Annotated in this window: 19 protein-coding genes; 12 read left to right on the top strand and 7 right to left on the bottom strand. The window is 65.4% G+C overall.

Features of this window, described 5'->3' with window-relative positions; genetic code table 11:
* Positions 1-126: 126 nt before the first annotated feature.
* Both BEP01S_RS10910 and BEP01S_RS10905 read right to left on the bottom strand, forming a co-directional pair.
* Entirely contained in the window at positions 127-2,349 is a 2,223-nt protein-coding gene (locus BEP01S_RS10910) for a protein kinase domain-containing protein (RefSeq protein WP_062243114.1), read from the bottom strand.
* On the bottom strand, positions 2,346-3,491 hold the full coding sequence (locus tag BEP01S_RS10905) for a LysM peptidoglycan-binding domain-containing protein (protein WP_062243111.1): 1,146 nt from the start codon (positions 3,489-3,491) through the stop codon (positions 2,346-2,348). Before BEP01S_RS10905 ends, BEP01S_RS10910 begins: the two co-directional genes overlap by 4 nt.
* 129 nt (positions 3,492-3,620) lie before the next feature.
* Between BEP01S_RS10905 and BEP01S_RS10900 the strand changes: the two genes are divergently transcribed.
* Positions 3,621-3,971, top strand: coding sequence for an Rv2175c family DNA-binding protein (locus tag BEP01S_RS10900; RefSeq protein ID WP_039208338.1), 351 nt, complete (start codon positions 3,621-3,623; stop codon positions 3,969-3,971).
* A 38-nt stretch (positions 3,972-4,009) separates the two neighbouring features.
* Here the strand turns inward: BEP01S_RS10900 and BEP01S_RS10895 are convergent, their stop codons facing one another.
* Both BEP01S_RS10895 and BEP01S_RS10890 read right to left on the bottom strand, forming a co-directional pair.
* Positions 4,010-5,341, bottom strand: a complete 1,332-nt coding sequence (locus BEP01S_RS10895) for a polyprenyl synthetase family protein (RefSeq protein ID WP_052239860.1) — start codon at positions 5,339-5,341, stop codon at positions 4,010-4,012.
* A complete protein-coding gene (locus BEP01S_RS10890) occupies positions 5,338-5,883 on the bottom strand; it encodes a hypothetical protein (RefSeq protein WP_244882195.1) in 546 nt (181 codons plus the stop codon). The genes BEP01S_RS10895 and BEP01S_RS10890 overlap by 4 nt, the downstream gene beginning before the upstream one ends.
* A gap of 60 nt (positions 5,884-5,943) precedes the next feature.
* On the opposite strand from BEP01S_RS10890, the gene dinB reads away from it, so the two are divergent.
* The 3 genes from dinB (at position 5,944) to BEP01S_RS10875 (ending at position 8,457) form a co-directional block, all read left to right on the top strand.
* On the top strand, positions 5,944-7,179 hold the full coding sequence (gene dinB, locus BEP01S_RS10885) for a DNA polymerase IV (RefSeq protein ID WP_039208341.1): 1,236 nt from the start codon (positions 5,944-5,946) through the stop codon (positions 7,177-7,179).
* A 131-nt stretch (positions 7,180-7,310) separates the two neighbouring features.
* A complete protein-coding gene (locus BEP01S_RS10880; protein WP_039208342.1) occupies positions 7,311-7,718 on the top strand; it encodes a DUF3040 domain-containing protein in 408 nt (135 codons plus the stop codon).
* A gap of 49 nt (positions 7,719-7,767) precedes the next feature.
* Positions 7,768-8,457, top strand: a complete 690-nt coding sequence (locus tag BEP01S_RS10875; RefSeq protein WP_083532663.1) for a YdcF family protein — start codon at positions 7,768-7,770, stop codon at positions 8,455-8,457.
* 127 nt (positions 8,458-8,584) lie between these two features.
* Here the strand turns inward: BEP01S_RS10875 and BEP01S_RS10870 are convergent, their stop codons facing one another.
* From BEP01S_RS10870 to BEP01S_RS10860, 3 genes are read right to left on the bottom strand one after another with little or no spacing between them, the layout of a single operon-like run.
* Positions 8,585-11,131, bottom strand: a complete 2,547-nt coding sequence (locus BEP01S_RS10870; protein ID WP_083532662.1) for a transglutaminase TgpA family protein — start codon at positions 11,129-11,131, stop codon at positions 8,585-8,587.
* Positions 11,128-12,381, bottom strand: coding sequence for a DUF58 domain-containing protein (locus BEP01S_RS10865; RefSeq protein WP_082819369.1), 1,254 nt, complete (start codon positions 12,379-12,381; stop codon positions 11,128-11,130). Before BEP01S_RS10865 ends, BEP01S_RS10870 begins: the two co-directional genes overlap by 4 nt.
* A gap of 4 nt (positions 12,382-12,385) precedes the next feature.
* The gene (locus BEP01S_RS10860) at positions 12,386-13,375 is read right to left on the bottom strand and encodes an AAA family ATPase (RefSeq protein WP_039208346.1); all 990 of its coding nucleotides are present in this window, start codon (positions 13,373-13,375) and stop codon (positions 12,386-12,388) included.
* 460 nt (positions 13,376-13,835) lie between these two features.
* Here BEP01S_RS10860 and mraZ point away from each other — a divergent pair, with 460 nt between their 5' ends.
* From mraZ to murD, 8 genes are all read left to right on the top strand, one after another.
* A complete protein-coding gene (gene mraZ, locus BEP01S_RS10855) occupies positions 13,836-14,267 on the top strand; it encodes a division/cell wall cluster transcriptional repressor MraZ (protein ID WP_039208349.1) in 432 nt (143 codons plus the stop codon).
* A gap of 165 nt (positions 14,268-14,432) precedes the next feature.
* On the top strand, positions 14,433-15,395 hold the full coding sequence (rsmH, locus tag BEP01S_RS10850; protein ID WP_083532661.1) for a 16S rRNA (cytosine(1402)-N(4))-methyltransferase RsmH: 963 nt from the start codon (positions 14,433-14,435) through the stop codon (positions 15,393-15,395).
* Positions 15,392-15,958, top strand: a complete 567-nt coding sequence (gene ftsL / locus BEP01S_RS10845; RefSeq protein ID WP_039208352.1) for a cell division protein FtsL — start codon at positions 15,392-15,394, stop codon at positions 15,956-15,958. The genes rsmH and ftsL overlap by 4 nt, the downstream gene beginning before the upstream one ends.
* 74 nt (positions 15,959-16,032) lie before the next feature.
* Positions 16,033-17,814: a peptidoglycan D,D-transpeptidase FtsI family protein gene (locus BEP01S_RS10840; RefSeq protein ID WP_062243103.1), complete on the top strand. Its 1,782-nt coding sequence runs from the start codon at positions 16,033-16,035 to the stop codon at positions 17,812-17,814.
* Entirely contained in the window at positions 17,814-19,385 is a 1,572-nt protein-coding gene (locus tag BEP01S_RS10835) for a UDP-N-acetylmuramoyl-L-alanyl-D-glutamate--2,6-diaminopimelate ligase (protein WP_083532660.1), read from the top strand. The genes BEP01S_RS10840 and BEP01S_RS10835 overlap by 1 nt, the downstream gene beginning before the upstream one ends.
* A 1-nt stretch (position 19,386) precedes the next feature.
* Positions 19,387-20,853, top strand: coding sequence for a UDP-N-acetylmuramoyl-tripeptide--D-alanyl-D-alanine ligase (locus BEP01S_RS10830; protein ID WP_062243097.1), 1,467 nt, complete (start codon positions 19,387-19,389; stop codon positions 20,851-20,853).
* Complete coding sequence (gene mraY, locus BEP01S_RS10825) at positions 20,850-21,938, top strand: phospho-N-acetylmuramoyl-pentapeptide-transferase (protein ID WP_039208360.1); 1,089 nt, start codon at positions 20,850-20,852, stop codon at positions 21,936-21,938. Before BEP01S_RS10830 ends, mraY begins: the two co-directional genes overlap by 4 nt.
* Positions 21,931-23,454: a UDP-N-acetylmuramoyl-L-alanine--D-glutamate ligase gene (gene murD, locus BEP01S_RS10820; RefSeq protein WP_083532659.1), complete on the top strand. Its 1,524-nt coding sequence runs from the start codon at positions 21,931-21,933 to the stop codon at positions 23,452-23,454. The genes mraY and murD overlap by 8 nt, the downstream gene beginning before the upstream one ends.
* Position 23,455 lies beyond the last annotated feature (1 nt).

Raw genomic sequence — 23,455 nt, 5'->3', positions numbered from 1 at the left:
TTTGTAGAAGCGACGAGTCATTCGTATGAGCGACAAGGTTCGTTTCTCTGACGAGTCATTCGTCACGAGCGACGACCATTAGTCTGACTGACACGATTTGTCTGACCACCGGTGCCAAGATGAGTCCTACTTGTCTTTGTCCTCGTCCTTCTTATCGTCGGACTTCTTGTCCTTGTCGTCGTCCTTCTTCTTCTCGTCCTTCTTGTCGTCCTTCGAGTCGGAGTCTTCCTTCTTCTCCTTGCCCTTGGACACGCGGACGATGATCAGCGAGTTCGCGGGCTTCGACTCGGTGCTCTTCGGGAACTGCGAGACGACCTTGCCCTTGGGCACGTCGTCGGAGAACACCTCGTCCTTGCCGACGCGGAATCCGCGCTTGGCCAGGGTCGCATAGGCTGCGTCAAAGGTCAGTCCCTCGACGTTGGGCACCGGGATCGGGGCGACGCCCTTGGAGACGACGAGGTCGATCTTCTCGCCCTTCGACAGCTTCTTCCCGGGCTTCTGCGAAGCGGAGATGACGGTGTCCTTGGCGACTGTGTCGCTGAACTCCTCGTCGACCTTGCCGACCTCGAGATTGACCTTCTTCAGTGCGCCTTCTGCCTCGTCCCGGCTCATGCCTTCGAGCTTCGGGACCGCGAACTTCTCCTCGCCCTTGGACACGACGACGGTGACGGATGAGTCGGGGGCGAGCTCCGCACCGCTGACAGGTTCGGTGCCGATGACGGTGCCGGCGGGCACCTTGTCGTCGAAGACTTCCTTGGGCTCAGCCTTGAGGTCGTTGTCCTCCAATTGCGAGGTGACCTCTTCGACCGGTTTGCCTGCCAGTTCGCCGGGGACGATGGACGTCGGAGCCGGGAGGTTCGCCACGACGAACCATGCGACCAGGGCGAGGACGGCGACCACGGCGACGAGTCCGGTCAGTACTCGACGTCGGCGTCGTTTGGCAGGGGATGCCCCCGCCGAGGCGGCCGCGGAGCCGGCGACGACCGCGGCCTTGTCGTGGCGATCGGATTCCGAATCCTTCGATTCCTGCTCGTCATCGGAGTCCTCCTCGCCAGATGAATCGTTCGATTCGTCGGCATCTGCGGAGTCGTCGGAGGCAGACGCGGCGGTGGAGTCATCTTTTGCACCGGAGGCGGCGACAGCTGCGGCACCGGCACCGGCCACACCGGCTCCGGACGCAGCGATGGTGGCTGCGCCGGCAGCGTCGTCCTTGCCATCGTCAGCATCGGAGTCGTCAGTGTCAGCCTCGTCGGCAGCATCCGCGTCGTCGGAATCATCCGTGGCGGCCGCCTCGGCGGAGATGTCGTCTCCATCGGAATCTTCGGAATCGTCTGGAGCACCAGTCTCGTCGGCATCCTCGGTGTCGTCCTCTTCGCCTTCGAGATACGGGATCTCGTCGGTGCGGGAGCGCTTCTCCTTCGGGACTTCCTCGCCAAGGTCGATGCTCGCGGTGAGCACGGGGGAGTGCTCACCGGCCGCGATCTGCGGATCTCCGAGGTCGAGTTCGGCCTCGCTCATCTCCGCACGTGCTTCGGCCAGGGCCAGACGGAACTCGGCGGCATCGGCAGGACGGTCCTCGGGATCCTTCGACGTCGCCCACAGCACGAGCGCGTCCAGGCGCGGGCTGAGGCGGGCAACGACGTCCGACGGCGGCGGAACCGTGTCGTGGACGTGACGGTAGGCGACCTGGATCGGGACTTCGTCGGTATAGGGCTGAGCGCCGGTGAGCATCTCATAGAACATGATGCCGACCGTGTACAGATCGGTGCGCGCATCGGCTCCGGCCCTGGTCACGAGCTCGGGAGCGACATAGCCGACGGTGCCGATCAGCGTCTTCGTCGTCGTCGCCGTGGTCACGGCACGCGCCAGACCGAAGTCGGCGAGCTTGACCTGACCATCGGTGCCCAGGAGCACATTGTCGGGCTTGAGGTCACGGTGGATAATGCCCGTCGAATGCACGGCCTCCAACGCGGCGAGGATTGCGTCGAGGACGACGATCGCCTGCCTGGGGGTGAAGGTGCCGCGGTGCTTGAGCTCACGGCGCAGAGTCACTGACGGCAGGTACTCCATGACGAGGTAGACGATATCGCCGTCGCGAGCCTGATCGTGGATGGCCACGAGGTTCGGGTGGGTGAGACGACCGGCGTTGATCGCTTCCCGGCGGAAACGTTCGACGAAGGTGTCATCGGAGATGAGGTGCTCGTGCATGACCTTGATCGCGATCTCGCGGTCGAGGCGCAGGTCGGTGCCGCGGTAGACCATGGCCATGCCGCCGCGGGCGATCTTGGCATCGATGCGGTAGCGGTCATTGAGCACCGTGCCGATGAGGGGATCTCGGCGAGCGGTCACAGGGCCTCCTCCAAACGCGCACGCTGCAGCTGGACACCGCGGACGAAGGCCTTCGTCTCCGACAGCAGTCCGTCGGCGCGAACCGAGCGCAGGTCCTGGTAGTAGCCGGCGATGGCTTCGTTCTCCGACTCGGCGGTTTCGACGAGCCAGCCGAGGATGACGGTTCCGGCGACGATATTGTCCTCGATGTCGAGAAGGTCGAGTCCACGGCCGACGATATCGGACGCCCAGCGACCGGAGCGTGGAGTGATCTGCATGATGCCGATCGCGTTTCCGGCCGAGACCGTCGTGTGCTGGAAACCGGACTCCTGCGCCGCGACAGCCTGCATGAGGGCAGGATCGGCGCCGAGTTCGAGCGCGAGCGACGCGACGAGCAGCTTTGCCTGCGCCGGGGCGGGATGGCGACGGTGCAGCAGAGTGTATTTGTTCAGCCGGGCCGCGTGGAGCACAGAGGGACGGATGCCCTCGACCTGCGCGCTGGCGGCGACACGGGGGATGTCACTCGGGGCTTCGGGAGCGGTGCGACGCGGTCGGGCCTGCGATGGGCGGAGAAGAAGGAGTTCGCCGACTTTGATGAACGAGTCATCGCCCATAGCGTTGGCCCGGCGCAGGGTCGCGGGCGAGATTCCGTGCCGCGCGGCGATTCCCTGCAGGGTCTCGCCGGGGGCGACGACGTGCGAGGGATCATCATCGGGCAGATCGTTCTTCTCCGGCAGGGACAGGACCTGACCCTGGTGGAGATTCTGCCGCGGCGAGATGCGGTTGAGTTCGGCGAGTGCGGGCACGGAGACGCCGTGCTTGCTGGCCACACCATAGAGGGTATCCCCCTGCTTGACCTTGTAGGTGCGGCCGCCGTGGGTGACGGGAACGGTCACACTCGCGGTGCCCGAAATCCACTGGGGTCCGGTGGTCGCGGCCGCTGCGTTCTCGGCAGATGCTGAGTCTTCTTCTGCCGCCGAGTCTTCTTCAGCAGACGGTGCGTTCTCGTCGGGGGAGTCGGTGGTGGGGGACACCTCGGTGGGGGATTCGTTTTCGGGGTCGACCCGTTCGGCTCCTGGGATCGGACCGGTCGAATTCACTTTCGAGGCGGCGCGGATGTCAGGAGCGGCGGTGACGGGCTTGTGCCGTCGCGGTCGTGTCATCTGTCACCTGTTGACTTCATGTCGAATGGGGAAGCTACGGTCCCCAGCCTAACGAGTACGCGGGCGCGACCCGAGCATTCGGCACCGCATGGCGGGGTGTTTCTGCCGAATATTGCTACGCTTGGGGGCGTGAATACCGAAGAACTCGTCAAGGACTGGGCCCCGCTGCCCGACATCGCAGAACTCACCGGACTCGGCATCTCCCAAGTGCGGAGGCTGCTCGAAGACGGCGCCATCTGCGGAATCAAGATCGGCTCGCCGAAGGTTCTGCGGGTTCCGCTGGCATTCTTCATCGACGGCGAGGTCGTCAAGCCGCTCAAAGGCACCCTGCACACGCTCTTCGACGCCGGATTCGACTACGAAGAAGCTATCGTGTGGCTCTTCACCCACGACGAGACCTTGCCCGGCCGTCCCATCGACCTGTTGCGCGCAGGCAATAAGAAGGAAGTGCGCCGCCGAGCTCAGGCCCTCGCGTTCTGATCCGAGCGCTTATTCGTCAGCGCTCATTTCCGTCAGTTTCAGCTGGATCGGTAGCTCAGCGCTTTCGCGAATCCCTTGAGTCTGTCCTGAGCGGCCGAACCGATGTGCACCCGCGCCGAGGCGGCCGACCCTTCCGCTGACACTGCACCCGAATCGGCTCTCGCCCACGTATCGACGATCGTCGTTGCGTGGGCGTGTTTGTCTGCGATGAAGGATTCGACGGCGGCGAGGCCGCCGGAGTCCGTGATCATGTCGACGCATTCGGCCACTTCGGCGTCGGTGAGGTTCGAATCTCCCAGCCGTGAGGCGAGGATCTCGAGCTGCTCGGCCGAGATCCGGGCAGCGGTCTCGGCGATGAGCACGGTCCGTTTGCCTTCACGGATGTCGTCACCGGCGGGTTTGCCCGTGGCCTCGGGGTCACCTGCGATGCCGAGGACATCGTCGCGGAGCTGGAACGCTTGGCCGAGTGGGAGGCCGAAACCGGAGATCTCCTCGAGCTGTCGACTATCCGCCCCCGCAAGGGCCGCGCCGAGGAGGAGCGGCTGCTCGACCGAATACTTCGCGGACTTATAGCTCAGCACTTCCCACGCACGATCGGCGATCCGGTCGTCGTCGAGGGGGATGACCTCGGCGAGCACGTCGAGGTACTGGCCGACCATGACATCGCGACGCACGGTTCCGCGCAGCTCGCGGGCCATGCGGTTGCCGCCCAGCGCTTCCTGCGATCGCTCGAAGAGCTCCTCGCTCAGGGCCAGGCAGATATCGCCGATGACGATGGAGGCGGAGACGCCGAAGGAGGCGCCGTCGCCGTGGAAGCCGGAAGCCTGATGGCGGGCTTCGAACTGTCGGTGCAGGGCGGGTCGACCGCGGCGAGTGTCCGAATTGTCGATGACGTCATCGTGGATGAGCGCGGCAGCGTGGAGCAGTTCGAGCGATCCGGCTGCCTGAGCCAGGCCGACGGCGACATCGGCAGATGTGCCGGTCGCTGAGCTGGCAGAGGTGCCTGTCGTAGGGCTGACAGAGGTTCCACTCGTCGTGCCGGCGCGGACGTCGCCGCCGGCGAGCTGGAAGCCCCACCACAGCAGGACGGGACGGATCCTCTTGCCGCCGCGGGTGAACTCGATGAGGGCTTCGCCGACCGCTGCCGCATCGGGTGAGATCGCCTCGAACTCGGCGGCCTTCTCGGCGAGGAACGCCTCGAGCTGGTCGGACACCTCGGCGGCGATGGCCTCCGGAGAATCGAGAGACTCGATGAGGACGGGAACGGCGACGGGATCGGCCGTCGGGACGGACTTGTCCGACGTCGAGGGTGCAGAGGACGAAGCGGACCCGGAGGTATCGCCGGGCGTCACAGAACTGTCCGAGGTCATGAACCGATGTTTCCGCCGACGGTGACGATCGAATTCGCCTTGTCCTCGGAATCCTCGGCGACCGTGACGACGAGAACGCTGTCATTGTCCTTGTGCTTGAAATTGACCACGCGGGCGCTCTTCGTCTTCACCTCTTCGCCGAGGGGTTCGAAGTCGGCTTTGCCGAGCTCCTTTTCGTAGAAGGCGAAGATGTCCTTGGCGTCGGCCTTGGCGCGCACGACGAGGCTGACCTGTTCGGGCAGCTTCTTATCTTTGTCGTTGTGAGCCTTGACGATCGACGCCGAGAGCACCTCTGAATCCGGGTACGGCTTGATGTACTCGGGCAGATCCTTCACATCGTTCGAAGTATCGGGATCCGAGCCGGTGGCCTCGGTCGATGCTTCTGCCGAGGCGGACTCGGTCTCGGTCGAGGCTGCGGAGGCCGAGTTCTCCTGGGACGCCGAAGGGGTCGATTCGGCCTTGTCTCCACCTGTTCCCGAGCATCCCGCAAGAGCGAGAGCGGCCACGATGGGCAGTGTCATGACAGCGGTGCGCGATACCATGCTTCAAGAGTACCTGGACTGTTCGGCGGAGCCGAAAGGAACGAGCGCGAGGGGCAGGCGATGAGTCGGAAGCAGCTGGCACGATCCGGAGGTGATCTGAGCCGACTGGGCACGGACGACTCCGGTGCCACCATGCTCCACCTCGACATGGACTCGTTCTTCGTTTCCGTGGAGCTGCTCAGCCGTCCGCACCTCGTCGGCCGACCCGTCATCGTCGGCGGGCGCAGCGGCCGCGGTGTCGTCGTCTCGGCCAGCTATGAAGCGCGCGAGTTCGGAGTGCATGCGGCGATGCCGATGTCGCGGGCCATGAACCTGTGCCCCTTCGCCGAGGTGATCCCACCGTCCCATGGCCTGTATTCCTCCTACTCCCGCCAAGTCTTCGACCTCGTCGCCGAAGTGACCCCCGATGTGCGCCAGGTCAGCGTCGACGAAGCCTTCATCGACGTTTCCGGAGCTGTGCGTCGCCTGGGCTCCCCGGTGGAGATCACTACGCAGCTGCGTGCCCAGATCCAGGAACGCACCGGCCTGAGTGCCTCGGTCGGCATCGCCGTCAGCCGGGTCGTGGCCAAACTCGCCTCGACGAGGGCGAAGCCGAACGGTCAGCTGCTCGTGCCCGCGGCCGCGACTCAGGAGTTCCTCGACCCGATGCCGATCGAGGCGCTGCCCGGAGTGGGGGAGAAGACGCAGGAAGGGTTCTCCCGCTACGGAATCCGACTCATCGGCGATCTCGCCGCCGTCGACGAGGACTGGGCCGCACGCGTCTTCGGCGCCCACGGCCATCAGCTGTGGCGGGCCGCCCACGGCCAGGACTCCTCCGGATTCGACCATCAGGCCAAGGAACACACGATCAGTGCGGAGAACACCTTCGGCGAGGACATCTGGGACATCGCCGTGCTCGAACACGAACTGCTGCGTCTGGCCGACAAAGTCGCGTACCGCGTCCGCGCGGAGGGGAAGGTGGCCACGAGCCTCGGACTGAAGTACCGCCTCGGCGATTTCACGACTCTGTCGAGGTCGGTGACCCTGTCGGCTCCGACGGATCTGGCCCGGGAGATGTACGAGGGACTGCGCCCGGCGCTGCGCAAGCTGCGCGAACAGCGCTCCCAGGGAGTGAGGCTGCTCGGAGTCCGGGCCGCCGGCCTCAGCGACTTCGCCGTCACCGGACGGCAGGCCACCTTGGACGAACCGGAGCATTCGGGACGCGAAGCCGAGGTCGCCCTCGACGAGGTGCGCCGTCGGTTCGGCAGCGAAGCGATCTCGCAGGCCTCGCTTCTGCGCAAGCGCCCAGATGCCTGAGAACGGGTGAGCGGGAGCACAGTCTGAAGACCCCGTGGGAATCCGGCTCCAGACGGCCCCCGAAGATGTTTTTTCGGGCATCAGAGACTATGATTGAGCTAAAGACTTGAGTATTGAAACGGGGGTTCGAGATGCCACTCTCCGATCACGAACAGCAGCTGTTGGATCAACTGGAGAAGCAGCTGCGCAGTGAAGACCCTCGTTTTGCCCGGAATATCTCGGAAACCCAGGCCGCGGCCACGGGTCCCGGATTCTCCGCCAAACGCTTCGTCCTCGGCATCCTCATCGCTCTCGCTGGACTGGCCGCGACGATCCTCGCGATCTCGCTCGTCTCCAGCTCTGTATGGTGGATCGCCCTCGGTGTCGTCGGATTCGGCCTCATGGTCACCGGAATGTACTGGGCATTCAGCCGTCCCGGCCACGTGCACACGACACAGACCGATTCTCGGAACGCCAACTCGAAGTCCAGCAGCAAGGGCAACTCCGGTTTCATGAGCCGAATGGAAGACCGGTGGGAGAAGCGCCAGCGCGGCGAATGATCCTGCTCGACACGATCAAGGCACTCTCGATATGAGGGTGCCTTTTTCAATGCCCACTCGAGTGCTCGTGACCGCCGGTGCCGTCTTCGCCGGCATCTTCGCCTTCGCCGAGGCGGCCCACTGGAGATCGAGCTACAAACGTCTGGGAGACCACGACGTCGCCCGTGGACGCCGACCTTGGAGCGATCCATGCTCGAGCCCTGGCACCGGGACACTGACAGCGAAGGACAGCGATCAGATCATCGTCGTCCTCGGATACGGCAATCGCGGGGAGCGACCGAACGGAATCAACCGGTTCCGTGCCCGTGCCGGTCTGCGCTCGATCGATCCGATGGCGCGTTCGGCCCTCCTCATCTTCTGCGGGGGAGCCGTCACGGGCAGAACGTCGGAGGCGGCCATCCTCGATCGCTTCGCCCGAGAGGAACTCGGCTTCACCGGCAGATCACTGGTGGAGGATCAGAGCACGACGACGTGGGAGAACATCGCCAACGCGATCCCGCTCATCGACCGCGAACTCACCCCCTTCACGACGATCAGCATCGTCTCGAACTCCCACCATGCGGAGAAAGCCCGAGATCACCTGTGGCAGATGCGCCCGGACCTGGCACGTCGGCTTGTCCCCGGAGGAGACTATCGGTTCGGAGAACACCCGCTGATGAAAGCCGTCGCCGCCATACGCGGACTGATCGCCCTGGCTGCACTCGACCGAGAGAACGCGAAGCGGGCTCGCGAGAGCTAGCTGAGAGGCGGGCACTCGGGAGCTGACTGAGGAGCGCCACGATTGCACCCAGACAGCGAAGAGGCGGCCCCGTAGGACCGCCTCTTGCACTTTGACCACTGTCAATTCGACCAGCAGCGTCAGACCATCATTTCGGACGATTGAACAGGCTGGCCGGCCAGATCTTCGCGGAGATCCGACTGCCCGGCGTGGCTCGCTCCGACAGGTCCGTCTTCACCTCGTCGACGAGTGCACTCACCTCGGAGTCGTCGAGAGACGCGGGTGCGGCACCGTAGCGCTGGGCTTCGAGAGCATCGACGAACGCTCCCAGGGCCGAATCATCTTGGCCCGATTCGCTCGGTCCGGACGGGGCCGGGCTGCTCAGACGCCGCAGTCGTTCATCCGAACGATCGAACGCCGAGGAACCGGCTGCTCCCGCACTCGCTCCGGTGGCACCGGAACCGGCGGCCGCCTCGGCGGCGGACTTGCGCACGGGTTCACCCGTGTTCGGGTCGACCTCGGGCGCAGTGGAGCCAGCATCAGCACCGGTCGAGCTCGTGGCATCCGTGGAATCGGCGCCGTCCCCCGCAGCGCCGCCGGCAGCCCCAGCAGCACCGGCCGCCGGCACGGCACCGGAGAGCACGAGTTCGTTGAAGCGCAGCGTCCGACTCGAATCCAGGCTCTGCCCGTAGTCGGTGGCCAGAGCGCGCACCTCGGTCCACACGGCTTCGAGATCGTGCGGATCCTTCGTCCTGCGCGACCGCAGGATCGAACGCCAGATCGCCGGCAGCGCGACGAGCAGCAGCAGGACGAGCACGATCACTACAATGCCGAAGACCGTGCTGAGGTTCGAACCGGCAGGCTCAGCGGCCTGAGTGCTCGTCTCCTCCTCGGTGGGCTCGTCGGCGCCACCGGTCGGCGACGCTGATTCGGTGGGCTCTTCGCTCGGGCTCGCCGACTCCGACTCGTCGTCGTCCTTCTGCTGGTCGGCTCCATCGGCAAGGGTCCACTTCGGCGGATCGCCGGCAGGACCACCGGGGGTGGGCTCGAAGCGCACCCAACCGGCGCCTTCGAAGTACAGCTCCGGCCAAGCATGCGAATCCTGCATGCTCACGTCATAGCCGTCCTCACCCTGATCCGCGCCGGCGTATCCGACGCCGATGCGCGCTGGGATACCCATCGTCCGAGCCATGATCGTCATGGCCGAGGAGAACTGGACGCAGTAGCCCTTCTTATCGGCCAGGAAGTCCGAGATCGCATCGCCGCTGGCCCGTTCGGGAGCATCGAGCGAATACTCGAAGTCGCCGCCGCGGAAGTACGCCTGCAGCAGGACTGCGGCCTCCCACTGGTTGTCGGCATCGGCCGTGACTCTCTCCGCGGTCTCCTTCACGCGGCTCGGCAGAGAATCGGGGACGGCGAGTTCGGTCTCGAAGTCACTCTCGGAGACCGGAGTCGCCGACTGCAGATCCTTGACATCGGGATTCGGGGACAGATAGTCCATCGAGTACTGCAGCCCACCGGTCTTCTGGCCGTTGCCCACGACTGTCAGAGTCTTCTCGTCGAAGATCCACCTACGGTCGAGGTCCTTCGGCTGCTGCGGAGCATAGGGAGACGGCAGATACTGCTGATCGTACTTGTCGCTGACAGCGACGCTGATCGTCTCCTCATTGAAGTTCTTGTCCCGCGGCATCCCCTCGGGCCACGGCATGCCGTCGGCGGCGATCGCGAAGGGATCGAGGCTGAACGGGCTCGGCGCCCAGTTCTCCCCGTCGAAGTCATCGATCGAGGTCAATCGGATCGGATCCGTTTCCTTCGCCGTCGTCTGGTAGCTGAACAGCGTCGAATCGTCACGATCGCCGAGGTTCTGGCGCAGGTTGAGGAACGGGTTCGTCACCGTCAGATCGCCCTGGCCCTTCGACGCCCGATCAGGCAATGTCGGCACCGGCGGCAGCAGAAGGGGCAGTGCGATGCCGATCGCCAGCGCCAGAGCTCCGGCCAGGACCGCCGTCATCCCTCCGCGCCACCGGGTGGCGGGCAGATAAGGGCTGAGCATGAGCAGCAGGAACGCCGCGAGGATCGCGACCACATGCCACCACTTCACTTCCTGAGCGGCGAAGTAGACGGGGATCATCCACAGCACGAGCAGCAGCACACCGCCGACCTTCGGCGCCCGCAGATCCGAGACGAGACCGTCGATGAGGATCGTGATGAGAGTGAAGGCGATCGTGAGCATCGCGATGAAGCCCGGTGTACTCGCGGCCGGGGGAGCGGTCTCATAGAGGTCGGTGACGCCCTCGGAGAGCAGGTCGATCACCGTACCGAAGGACTGACCGGACGGGATGAACCCGAGCAGCAGCGAATCCCCGGCACAGACGACGAAGACGGCGATGAGACCGGCCACGCACTGCGCGATGACCGCGGTTCCGGTCGAACGCAGCACCGGAACGGTGCGGAACACGGCACCGATGACGACGACCACGGCGACGGAGACGAGCACAGGCGGCAGCCAGGCGAAGTCCTTGAACACCGCCGACACGGCGACAGCGGTCAGGGCCATGGCGATGAAGACGACGAACGCTTCGAGCCAGCCCGTGCTCGGACGCTCATCGTTCGTCGTCACAGGTGCCGATTCGTCCTGCGCCGGAGGCCTGGAATCGGCTCCGCGCGGACGGGTGTCAGGAGTATCGAGACTCATCGGCGCACCCCCTGCGGAGCCGAGCTCGCGGCACCCGGAGCTGCGGAGGCAGCACCGGCAGTACCCGGCCCGGGCTCGGCCGAGGCCCGACCGGTGCCACTGCCCGAGCGCTTGGATTCGAAGGTCGTCCACGATTCTGGCAGGTCCTCACTGAGGCCGAGCATCGTCAGGTCGTCGATCTCGCTGAGGGTGCGCAGAGTCACCGGCACGCGACGGGAGAAGTGCGAGGCCAGCTCCTGCCCGCGCTGATCACCGACGGAGCAGATGACGATGTGATTCGGGTTGTCGTGCGAGGGCAGTTCGACTCTGCCCGGACGCACGAGGGCGGAGAGCAGACGCAGCTTGTCGATCTCGCGGGCTCCTTTGAATCTGATCTGGTGTCCGGGAGCGACGACATTGACCTCGTAGTCGGCCCGGAGGAACGCGGTGCCTGCGGCGGTCGCCGCGGCCAGCAGGAATTCGATCTCGAGATCGCTCGGCTCTTCGGCGCCCTCATCGGCGACGAGGTCGATGAGGATGAGCGAGTAGAGCGTCTCCTCATCGGCTTCGTGCCGGACCATGAGCTCGCCGGACTTCGCCGTCGAGGGCCAATGCACATGCCGCAGATCATCGCCGGGGACGTATTCACGTGTGTGGAAGTCGCGGGTGGTGTGACCGGTGCGGACCTTGCCGTCATCGAGGCGGGCCGGCCGGATCGACGAATCCTGCGGAATTCGCGCAGGCAGAATCGGCACGGACACGGCGACGGGGAACGCCCCGTGGACCTTCTTCTTCATCTTCACCAGGCCGAAGGGACCGAAGACCGTGATGAGGACCGATTCGATCCCGGAGACACCACGTCGGTTGGGGGTGAAGGACGTCAGCACCGTCTGCGAAGCCCCATGGGCCAGAGCCGGAACATCGCCGGAGGTGGAATCGCCGAAGCCCTCGGCCGGAACGAAGTCGATGGTCGCGGCAGGAATCGCGAGCTGGCCGATATTGGTCACGCTCGCCTGCAGTTCGACCTCTTTGCCCTCGGCAGCCAGAGGGTAACGGTCTCCCGAGGGAGACAGCGCCACCTCGTGGAGGTTCGTGCTCATCGCGATCGACACCCGACGGGTGCCCCAGAGGATGAGCAGCGCCGAGAGCAGAACCAGCCCAAGTAGCAGCAGACCGGCCGGCAGCAGGCCGGGCAGCGCGAAGCGGTAGGCCGCGATGATCAGGGCCGCCCCGGCAAGGACGAAGATGATGCCCGAAGTGCTCAGTCGCATGCGGTCACTGGTTCGTCGAGACGGGCACGCGGGACAGCACTCGGCCGATGAGGTCGGCTGCGAGGTCTGCGTCGTCGCCGTCGCGGGGGATGATGCGGTGGGCGAGGATGTACGGGGCAAGGGCCTGCACATCGTCGGGAGTGACGAAGGTGCGCCCGGACAGGGCGGCACGAGCCTTCGCCGCACGCAGCAGGTGGACACCACCGCGAGGGGAGCTGCCGAGCAGGATCGCCTGATCGTTGCGCGTGGCATGGAGGATCGCCACGATGTATTCGCGCAGCGCCTTGCTCGCAGACACGTGGCGGACGATGGTGCGCGCCTGAGTGATCTGCTCGAGGTTCGTCACTGCCGTCGCCGTTTCCAGCGGGTCGTTCTGGATCTGGTTGTCCAGCAGATCGACCTCATCGGCGGTGGCCGGGTAGCCGAGCGAGATGCGTGTGAGGAAGCGGTCACGCTGCGCCTCCGGCAGAGCGTAGGTGCCCTCCATGTCGATCGGGTTCTGAGTCGCGACGACGATGAATGGTGTGGGCATCGGATAGGTCTGCCCGTCGATCGTCGCCTGACCTTCGGCCATGCACTCGAGCATCGCCGACTGCGTCTTCGGGGACGCACGGTTGATCTCATCGGCGATGACGATGTTCGCGAACACCGGGCCCTGCCGGAACTCGAAGTGACGAGTCTCCTGGTTGAACAGGTTCACGCCCACGACGTCGGTGGGCAGCAGATCCGGAGTGAACTGGATGCGGCGCACTGAGCCGTCGACGACCTTGCCCATGGCGCGGGCCAGCAGGGTCTTGCCGACGCCGGGGACGTCTTCGAGGAGGACGTGTCCGCCGGCGAGCAGCGCAATGAGCGAGAGCCCGACGGCCTCATCCTTGCCTTCGAGGACCGAGTTCATCGCTGTGCGTGCCCGTGAGGTCAGATTCTGCACCCACTCGATGTGTTCGGCGCCGATCACGGAATTGGTCTGTGTACCTTCTTGGCTGGTCGACATACCTTCCATTGTCCCCTAAAGCCGGCACCCCAGCCACACGAGCTTCTTTCAGATTCGTCACTCCCTGTTCCTCCCCACTCCCTTTCCCTCCCCGAGGCGGCCCCCACTCCACTCCCTACCCTCCTCCCCACTTTCCTCCACGCGGACCCTCCACTTTCCTCCCCACTTGCCTCCACCTCGGCGCGGTGATCGTGTGAGATCCGCGGATTCTCGCGGATCTCCGCTGTTTTCCGTGTTCTCGCCGAGGCGACCCACCCCCACCGTGAACGCGCCGATTTCCGTGCTTCCGACACTCCAGCGACGCGCCTCTGGGAAATTTTCCCCACTTTCCTCCACCTATCTGACCTGGGAAAACGATGGGTTCGGAGCATCGGTGGGTCAAAAAGCTGGAATACGTGGAGGGAAGTGGAGTACTGTGGTTGCTATCGGAGCCGAAGGGTTTCGAAAGGGGTGAGACGACATGTTCTTGGGCACTCATATGCAGAAGCTCGATGACAAAGGTCGCCTCATCCTGCCCGCAAAGTTCCGCGAGGAGCTGTCGCCCGGACTCGTTCTGACCCGTGGCCAGGAGAACTGCCTCACCCTGTTCCCCACCACGGAGTTCGAAGCCGAGCACGCGCGAATCCAGAACGCGCCGAAGACGAATAAGGAAGCCCGCGACTACCAGCGCGTGTTCCTGTCGGCGGCATTTGCGGATCAACCGGACAAACAGGGACGCATCACGGTCCCGAACATATTGCGGCAGTACGCATCACTTGATCGGGAAGTCGCAGTGATCGGCATGGGCAACCGAGTCGAGATCTGGGATGCACCGACCTGGGAGGACTACCTCGTCGGCGCTCAGCAGGCCTTCGCCGAACGCGAAGAGGAGGTGATTCCCGGAGTGATCTGATTCTGCTCGGGTTTGATCCTTGCCCGCCGTGCTCGAGTTTCGGGGAACTTCCCCGTTTCCGAAGCTCGGACGTCCTGACACACTTCCCCGGTGGCAGGGCCACGGCGGTCAAGGTTCTGGCTCCAGCAGCGCACCTCCGACCACCCCCGTATGAAGGACCCACGAATGACAGCTCAGCACGTACCGGTGCTCCTGACGCGCGTGGTCGAACTCATCGGCGTCGGAGTCGAAGCCGCACGGGAGGCCGGAATCACCCCGGTCGTCGTCGACGGCACCCTGGGAATGGGCGGGCACGCCGAGGCGGTGCTCACGGCCTTCGACGATGTCCACCTCGTCGGCATCGACCGTGACCTGCAGGCCATCGACATTGCCACCGAACGTCTGGCCCCCTTCGCTGACCGCATCGACATCGTCCACGCCGTCGATGACGAGCTTCCAGACGTCCTCGCCGACCTCGGCATCGACGAGATCAGCGCGATCCTGCTCGACCTGGGAGTGTCCTCCCTGCAGCTCGACGAAGACGAACGCGGATTCTCCTACTCCCGGCCAGCGCCTCTCGACATGCGCATGGACCGCACCCAGGAACTCACCGCCGCGAAGGTACTCGCGACCTACTCCGAATCCGAGCTGCGCCGCATCCTCCGCGAATACGGCGAGGAGAAGCTGGCCGGCAAGATCGCGAAGATCATCGTCACCGACCGGGCCGACACCCCATGGGAGACCTCGGATCAGCTCGCAGCCATGCTCTCGCGAGTCATCCCGCAGACGAAGAAGAAGTCCCACCCCGCCAAACGCACCTTCCAGGCCCTGCGCATCGAGGTCAACGACGAACTCGGAGTGCTGCGCACCGCACTGCCGGCGGCACTGGAAGCGCTGCACCTCGGGGGAGTGGCCGTCATCGAGTCCTACCAGTCGCTGGAGGACACGATCGTGAAGAAGACCTTCCGGGCGGCCACAACCTCCTCGGCACCGCCGGACCTGCCGGTCGTGCCCGAAGAGCACCAGCCCTGGCTGAAGGAGATCATCCGAGGCGCCGAAATGGCTGATGAGAACGAAGCAGAGAACAATCCGCGGGCGGCGAGCGTCCGGCTGCGGGCAGTGCAGAAGATCAGGGAGGCACGATCGTGAGGAATTCCCAGGCGACCGCCGGTCAGCCCCACTTCACCGAACGCTCCCGCCGGCTCGAAGAGGCCGGTGGTCAGCAGGGCGGGGCGAAGCTGCGGCTGCTCAAGTTCGAACTGCCCAAGTCCCGTCTGCCGTTTTCGATGCTGTGCGTGGGGATCCTCCTCGCCACCCTCGTGGCCGTGCTCCTGCTCAACATCTTCGTCGCGAACACCTCCTACAAGGTCGACCAGCTGACGAGCGAGAAGGAAGCCCTGGCCGAACAGAAGGACCGCCTCGTCGAGGACAACTCGTACCGCGAGTCCCCACAGAACATCTCACTGGCCGCCGAAGAGCTCGGCCTCGTCCGCGACTCCTCACCGGAATTCCTCGATGCGAAGACCGGGAAGATGATCGACGCCCCCGGAATCGACGTCAGCGGTGAGAAAGAGCCCACAGTGGTGCCCGGCCCGCGTGCCGATACACGTGATGACCTCCGACCCAATCTACGATCGGATGAGAAGCTCCCGGTCGTCGGGGGCAGCCCGAGCCAGGACGTGGCGGCTCCCAGCCAGGAGGCGCCGAAGTAGTCCGAGCTCACCGGGACCAGGGAACGGCCTGACCGAAACATTCGCCGATCACACCAAGGACCGAGGACGGAGCAATGGGCTCAGCCAAGACCCGACTGAAGAGGAAGCGCAAGGGCGATGGCCCCAATCTGCGCTGGCGGATGGGCATCATCGCCGCACTGTCGGTCCTCGCTCTCCTCATCACCGCCTGCAGGCTCGTGTCGATCCAGGGCATGGATTCGATGAAGCTGGCGGAGAAAGCGCTGTCGAACCGCCTCGTCACTCAGACCCTGCCCGCCGATCGCGGACAGATCCTGGCCTCCGACGGCACCGTGCTCGCCGACAGCGTCTCCCGCTACCAGCTCGTCGTCGACCAGCAGAACGTCGCCCAGTACGAAGTCGACGGCAAACTCGTCGGCGCCTGGGGCGCAGCCGAAGCCCTGTCGAAGCCGCTCAACACCGACCCAGGTCTGCTCTACCCGAAACTCGTCGGCGACAAGCGCTGGAACCCCGTCGCCAAGGGCCTGACTTCGGAGACCTGGCGTGAGGTGAAGGACCTCGAAGTCCTCGGCATCTCCGCTGAAGAATACGCCGTGCGTTCGTACCCCGCCGGCGGAGTCGCCGGCAACCTCGTCGGCTTCCTCAGCTCGGACGGCACGGCCCAGGCCGGACTGGAGAAGGCCTATGACGAACAGCTGTCTGGCAAGGACGGGCAGCAGCAGTACGAACGCGGTGCGCGCGGAGAGATCATTCCGCTCGGCGACAACAACATGAAGGACGCCGTCGACGGCGAAGGCCTGCAGACGACGATCGATCCCGCGATGCAGTACTACGCTCAGCAGGCCATCGAAGAGCAGCGGAAGAAGCACGAAGCCGAGTCCGCGTCGATCGTCATCAAAGAGATCAAGACCGGACGCATCATCACCGCCGCCGATGCTCCCAGTGTCGACCCGAACTCTCCAGGCAAGGTCGACGGACCCGACCGCGGCTCGCGCATCTTCACCGACATGTTCGAACCCGGTTCGACCGCGAAGATGGTCACCGCCGCCGCACTGCTCGACAAGGGACTCGTCACTCCGGAACAGGAATTCACCGTCCCTGACAAGTGGAAGGCGCCGAACGACGAAGAGTTCCGCGACTCCCACGAACACCCCGACGAGAAGCTCACCTTCGCCGGAATCCTCGCCCAGTCCTCGAACACCGGCACCATCCTCGCCGGCAAGGAACTCACCGAGGCACAGCGTTATGAGTACATGAAGAAGTTCGGCTTCGGTTCGAAGTCAGCCATTGGTTTCCCCGCCGAGACCTCAGGCATCCTGCACCCGTACGAGGAGTGGGACGGACGCACGAAGTACACCGTGATGTTCGGCCAGGGTGTGGCCGCGAACGCGATCCAGACCACCGACGTCATCTCCACCATCGCCAACGGGGGAGTCCACGTCCCGTCGCGACTGGTCGACGGCATGGTCTCACCGAAGGGACGTACGATCTCGACCCCGGCCGGAGAGAAGCAGCGCGTCGTCAGCGAGAAAGCCGCCGACGAGACCCTGCGGATGCTCGAGGGCGTCGTCGCCGAAGGCACAGGCAAGTCCGCCCAGGTCTCGGGCTACCGAGTCGCCGGCAAGACCGGCACCGCACAGGCACCGGCTGCCGAAGGCGGAGGCTACGACGGATACACGGCTTCCTTCGTCGGCGTCCTGCCCGCCGAAGACCCCGAGCTCGCGATCTCCGTGACTTTGCAGCGGCCACGCAACGGCTACTACGGTGGACAGGCCGCTGCCCCCGTCTTCTCCGACGTCGCGGGCTTCGCCATGCGGCATCTGAAGATCCCACCGTCGACGCAGAAGCCCGACCTGCCTGCGCGAGAATGGAAATGATGCGTTTTTCACAGCTGCTGCCGATCGCACCCGGCACCCTCCACGGAGACCCCGAGACAGAGGTCACCGGAGTCTCCCATGACTCGCGAGCGGTCTCACCCGGACAGCTCTACGCTGCCCTGCCGGGAGCGAACGTCCACGGTGCGAAGTTCGCCCCCGACCTGATCCGCGCTGGCGTGACTGCCATCCTCACCGATGACGCCGGCTGGCAGCTCATCTCGGATGCCCTCAGCACGGACGAATCCGACAGGGAGCTGCTCGGCGGAGTCACCGCACTCATCGTCGAAGCACCCCGCGCCGTGCTCGGGTTCGTCTCCGCCGCCGTCTACGGGACCACCTCGGTGCCGGATCTCATCGGAATCACCGGAACGAACGGGAAGACGACGACGACCTACCTGGCCGACGGAATGCTCGCGGCGCTGGGCCACCGCACCGCCGTGATCGGCACGGTCGCCATCCTCATCGCCGGCGACACCGTGCCCAGTGTGCGAACGACACCTGAAGCTCCCGAACTGCACGCCCTGTTCGCGAAGATGCGTACGGCCGAGGTCGACACCTGCTCGATGGAGGTCTCCTCCCACGCGCTCAGCCAGCACCGCGTCGACGGGGCGCACTTCAACGTCGCAGGATTCACGAACCTGTCCCAAGACCACCTCGACTTCCACAACACGATGGAGGAGTACTTCGAGGCCAAGGCGCAGCTGTTCACACGCACGTTCTCCGACAAGGCAGTCATCGTCATCGAAGACGAATGGGGCGAGCGGATGACGGAGGCCGCACAGGTGCCGGTGCGCACCTTGGGACGCGACGACCGCAGCCAGTGGCGCATCGAACACACCCCGGGTGAGGCGGACTTCGTCCTCCACCTCGACGACGGGCAGAGCATCCGCCTGCGCTCACCGCTGCCCGGCGACTTCAACGTCACGAACACTGCCCTGGCGGCCTCGATGCTCATCGAATCGGGCATCCCCGCGGCAGAGATCGACGCGATCGGTCGCAGCTTCATGGCCACGGTGCCCGGACGGATGGAGATCATCGACGTCCTCGGACCTCGCGCCCTCGAGGAATCACCCCCTGAGCTGCTGCCGCGGGCCATCGTCGACTATTCGCACACCCCCGACGCGATCGCGAAGGCCTTGGCGACCCTGCACGCTGATTCCGATGAGCTCATCATCGTCTTCGGAGCCGGAGGCGACCGTGACCGCGGCAAACGCTTCGGAATGGGACAGGCTGCGGCACGTGAGGCCGATGTGATCGTTCTCACCGACGACAATCCCCGCACCGAGGATCCCGACACCATCCGCGCCGCCATCAGGCAGGGAATCGACGCCGAGGTGGATGCGGGCCGCGCCCGTGTGAAAAAGATCATCGAGGTGCCCGATCGCGGTGCCGCCATCGATGAGGCGATTGCGGAAGCAGACCCCCGCGCGACCGTGCTGATCGCGGGCAAGGGGCATGAGACAGGCCAGACCGTGGGCACCACGGTCACCGATTTCGACGACCGGGCCAGGACACGCTCAGCGCTGTCCATGCGACTGGGCGGCGAACAACCAGGTAAAGTTCACAGATGATATGAAGCGACTGACTGCAGCCGAAATCGCAACCGCCCTGAGCGGCGAGTTGTACGGCATCGACCCCGAGATCCCATTGACCGCCGGTGTGGTGACCGACTCGAGAGAAGTCGGACCCGGCGATATCTACGTCGCCCGCCGAGGCGAGAGCTTCGACGGCATCGAATTCGCCGCCGCCGCCGTCGAGGCGGGAGCGGCCCTGATCATCGGCGAATCCGTCCCCACCCTCGACGACGAACCGCTGCCGGTCGTCGTCGTCGCCGATGCCACCGAAGCGCTCGGCCAGCTGGCCAAGCACAGCATCGAAGGCCTGCGCGCAGACGGTGAGCTCACCGTCATCGCGATCACCGGATCCGTGGGCAAGACCACGGTGAAGGACCTCGCCGCCGATCTCCTCTCCGGGGAGGCCGAGACCGTGTGGCCGCCGAACTCGTACAACAACGAGGTCGGTGTTCCGCTGACGGCGCTGCGGGCGGTCGAGTCCACCCGCTTCCTCGTCCTCGAGATGGGAGCCCGGTCGATCGGCAACCTCGCCTACCTGACCAGCCTCATCCGACCCGATATCGCCGTCGAGCTCGCCGTGGGCACCGCCCACTCCGGAGTCTTCGGTTCGATCGAGAACACCGCTCGGGCCAAGGCCGAACTCGTCGAGTCCCTGACCGCCGGGTCCACCGCCGTGCTCAACGCCGACGACACCCGCGTGTCCGCGATGCGCGAGGTCCTCGCCCCCGACGTGTCCACGCTGTGGTTCTCACAGCGCGAGTCCCTGCCCGAGTGGGTCGGAGAAGACGACCGCGTCGTGCGCGGCACCTCAGTGTCCACGGATTCCTCCGGCCACCCGACGTTCACCCTCACCCTGCCCGGTGAGGAGCCGCGGGATGTGCGCCTGGCGCTCATCGGCGAACACCACGTCGGCAACGCTCTGGCGGCAGCTGCCATCGCCCACGCCTGCGGAGTCACGACGAAGTCGATCGTCACGACTCTGTCGACCTCCTCGGCGGCCAGCCGCTGGCGGATGGAGCTCATCGATTCGCCGTCGGGCGTGACAGTGCTCAATGACGCCTATAATGCGAACCCCGAATCCATGCGGGCCTCGCTGAAGACCCTGGCCTCGATGGGCCGCGGCGACGAGGAGACCAGCCCGCGACGCACCTTCGCCGTGCTCGGCGAGATGCTCGAACTCGGTGACGAATCGGTGTCCGCGCACTCGGCCATCGGCGAGCTCGTCGTGCGCCTCAATATCACTCGCACCATCGTCGTGGGAGAGGGCGCCAAGCCGATCTTCAACGCTGCGAACCTCGAGGGCTCCTGGGGCAACGAGGCGGCCTGGGTCGCCACCGCGTCCGAGGCCAAGGATCTCCTGAACGCCGAACTCGCTCCCGGCGACATCGTTCTGTTCAAATCCTCCCGCGACGCCGGTCTGCGGTACCTGGGAGACGAAATCGCCGGAGTATCGGGGGCCCAATGATTGCCGTACTGCTCGCAGCCTGCCTGGCTCTCATCTTCGCCCTCGTCGGCACCCCGCTGTTCATCCGGGTGCTCGTCAAGAAGGGGTACGGCCAGTTCGTCCGTGACGACGGTCCGACCTCGCACGCGACGAAGCGCGGTACCCCGACCATGGGCGGTGTCGTCATCATCGGCGCCGCCGTGCTCGCCTACCTGCTCGGACACCTGTTCACCGGTTCTGTGCCCACCGCATCGGGTCTGCTCGTCCTGTGGCTGGCTGCGGGTCTGGCAGTCGTCGGGTTCCTCGACGACTTCATCAAGATCAAGAAGCAGCGGTCGCTGGGTCTGCGTCCGGTGCCGAAGCTCATCGGCCAGGCCTTCGTCGGAATCTCGTTCGCCGTCCTCGCCCTGCAGTTCCCGAACTCCTTCGGCGAGACCCCTGCGTCGACGAAGATCTCGTTCATCCGCGACACGAACCTCGACCTCGCGTTCGGATCGGCGATCCTCGGCCTCATCCTGTTCGTCATCTGGGCGAACCTCATCGTCACCGCCGTTTCGAACGCGGTGAACCTCACCGACGGTCTCGACGGTCTGGCCGCGGGCGCCTCGGTGGTCGTCTTCGCCGCCTATGTCGTCATCGGCACCTGGCAGTCGACCCAGAACTGCAACCTCATGTCCGAGGCCACGAACGCCTGCTACTACATGCGCGACCCCCGCGACCTCGCAATGGTCGCCGGGGCCATGGCCGCAGCCTGCTTCGGCTTCCTGTGGTTCAACACCTCGCCCGCGAAGATCTTCATGGGCGACACCGGTTCGCTGGCCATCGGCGGCGCCTTCGCCGGACTGGCGATCATGTCGCGCACCGAACTGCTGCTCATCGTCCTCGGCGGACTCTTCGTCATCATCACCCTGTCGGTGATCATTCAGGTCGCGTCCTTCAAGACCACCGGCAAACGCGTGTTCCGCATGGCACCGCTCCAACACCACTTCGAGCTCAAGGGCTGGGCGGAAGTGACGATCGTGGTGAGATTCTGGATCATCGCGGCCCTCTTCGTCATCGCCGGAATCTGCCTGTTCTACGCCGATTGGGTGGCGCGCATTGGCTGATGAACCCACCGCTACCAAGGAGATCCCGACCGCGCTGAGCGGACCGAGCTCCTCCCTGGCCGGACTGCGCATCCTCGTCACCGGACTCGGCGTGACCGGATTCCCCGCCGCCGTCCACCTCGGCGAACGCGGAGCCGACGTCATCGTCATCGACGGTGACGCCACCGCCGATGTCAGCGAGAAGGCGCAGATCCTCGAGGTCTTCGACGTCGACATCCGACGCGGACCCGAACACGTCGAGGCTCTGCCCGAAGGCGAACTCGACCTCGTCGTCACCTCACCCGGATGGCGTCCCGACCAGCCCGTGCTCGCAGCGGCCGCGGAAGCCGGTATCCCCGTCATCGGCGAAGTCGAACTCGCGTGGCGGATCCGCGGCACCAACGACGCGAAATGGCTGGCCATCACGGGCACCAACGGCAAGACGACGACCACCACGATGCTCGAGTCGATGCTGCTGGCCGCCGGACTCAAGGCGAAGGCCTGCGGAAACATCGGCACTCCGTTGCTCGAAGCGGTGCTCGAACCCGGACTCGAAGTCCTCGCGATCGAACTCTCGAGCTTCCAGCTGCATTGGCAGGAGTCGATGAGCGCCGACGCCGCGGCAGTCCTCAACATCGCACCCGACCACCTCGACTGGCACGGCAGCGCCGAAGCCTATGTTGCGGACAAGGCGAAGATCTTCCACAATGCGAAGCTCGCCTGCGTGTACAACAGCGCCGACGAAGTGACTCTGCACATGGTCGAGGACGCCGACGTCATCGAAGGGGCCAAGGCCATCGGCTTCACCGGCGGCGTACCTCACCCCGGCGAACTCGGCGTCGTCGAGGACCTGCTGGTCGACCGGGCCTTCATCCCGCAGCGCTACTCATCGGCCGCAGAACTCGCCTCCCTCGACGATGTGGCAGCCGCCACCGGAGTCGCAGGTTCGCGACCCGCCCCGCACCAGATCGCCAATGCACTGGCCGCCGCCTGCCTGGCGCGCGCAATCGACGTGCCCGGTCAGGCGATCTCCGCAGGACTGCGCAGCCACTCGCTCGGCGCACACCGCATGGTCACCGTCGCCGAAGCGGACGGCATCCGCTGGGTCGACGATTCGAAGGCGACGAACACGCACGCCGCGAATGCCTCCCTGGCCGCCTTCGACTCGATCATCTGGATCGCCGGGGGACTGCCCAAGGGCGCCGACTTCACTTCGCTGTTCGCCGACCACCGCGACCGACTGAAAGCACTCGTGCTCATCGGCGAAGACGACTCGGCCTTCCGCGAGGCCATCGCCGCGACCATCCCCGACCTCGAGGTCGTGAGGATCGAACCGGCCCTGGCCGTGGACTCCGGAGTCCCGAAGCGCCGCGGAGAGGCCGTCGCCGCTGCCGCCGTCGACGCCGCCGCACAGCTGGCCGAATCCGGAGACACGGTTCTCCTGGCACCCGCTGCCGCGAGCATGGACCAGTTCCTCAACTACAACACTCGCGGCGAACTGTTCACCGAGGCCGTCAACACGCTCCTGGAGCGCTGAG

The organism is Brevibacterium epidermidis NBRC 14811, assembly GCF_001570805.1.
Taxonomy (GTDB): Bacteria; Actinomycetota; Actinomycetes; order Actinomycetales; family Brevibacteriaceae; genus Brevibacterium; species Brevibacterium epidermidis.
The sequence above is the reverse complement of the archived record's forward strand: the minus strand, read 5'-3'. Positions and strand labels throughout refer to the sequence as shown.

Excerpts from the sequence above, each read along its gene's own strand:
- BEP01S_RS10895 (WP_052239860.1), bottom strand. The coding sequence starts at position 5,341 with ATGACCTCGGACAGTTCTGTGACGCCCGGCGATACCTCCGGGTCCGCT.
- BEP01S_RS10865 (WP_082819369.1), bottom strand. The coding sequence starts at position 12,381 with ATGCGACTGAGCACTTCGGGCATCATCTTCGTCCTTGCCGGGGCGGCC.
- BEP01S_RS10830 (WP_062243097.1), top strand. The coding sequence starts at position 19,387 with ATGAAGCGACTGACTGCAGCCGAAATCGCAACCGCCCTGAGCGGCGAG.
- BEP01S_RS10835 (WP_083532660.1), top strand. The coding sequence starts at position 17,814 with ATGCGTTTTTCACAGCTGCTGCCGATCGCACCCGGCACCCTCCACGGA.
- BEP01S_RS10890 (WP_244882195.1), bottom strand. The coding sequence starts at position 5,883 with ATGGTATCGCGCACCGCTGTCATGACACTGCCCATCGTGGCCGCTCTC.
- mraY (WP_039208360.1), top strand. The coding sequence starts at position 20,850 with ATGATTGCCGTACTGCTCGCAGCCTGCCTGGCTCTCATCTTCGCCCTC.
- BEP01S_RS10870 (WP_083532662.1), bottom strand. The coding sequence starts at position 11,131 with ATGAGTCTCGATACTCCTGACACCCGTCCGCGCGGAGCCGATTCCAGG.
- mraZ (WP_039208349.1), top strand. The coding sequence starts at position 13,836 with ATGTTCTTGGGCACTCATATGCAGAAGCTCGATGACAAAGGTCGCCTC.
- BEP01S_RS10840 (WP_062243103.1), top strand. The coding sequence starts at position 16,033 with ATGGGCTCAGCCAAGACCCGACTGAAGAGGAAGCGCAAGGGCGATGGC.
- BEP01S_RS10880 (WP_039208342.1), top strand. The coding sequence starts at position 7,311 with ATGCCACTCTCCGATCACGAACAGCAGCTGTTGGATCAACTGGAGAAG.
- BEP01S_RS10860 (WP_039208346.1), bottom strand. The coding sequence starts at position 13,375 with ATGTCGACCAGCCAAGAAGGTACACAGACCAATTCCGTGATCGGCGCC.
- rsmH (WP_083532661.1), top strand. The coding sequence starts at position 14,433 with ATGACAGCTCAGCACGTACCGGTGCTCCTGACGCGCGTGGTCGAACTC.
- dinB (WP_039208341.1), top strand. The coding sequence starts at position 5,944 with ATGAGTCGGAAGCAGCTGGCACGATCCGGAGGTGATCTGAGCCGACTG.
- BEP01S_RS10905 (WP_062243111.1), bottom strand. The coding sequence starts at position 3,491 with ATGACACGACCGCGACGGCACAAGCCCGTCACCGCCGCTCCTGACATC.
- BEP01S_RS10875 (WP_083532663.1), top strand. The coding sequence starts at position 7,768 with ATGCCCACTCGAGTGCTCGTGACCGCCGGTGCCGTCTTCGCCGGCATC.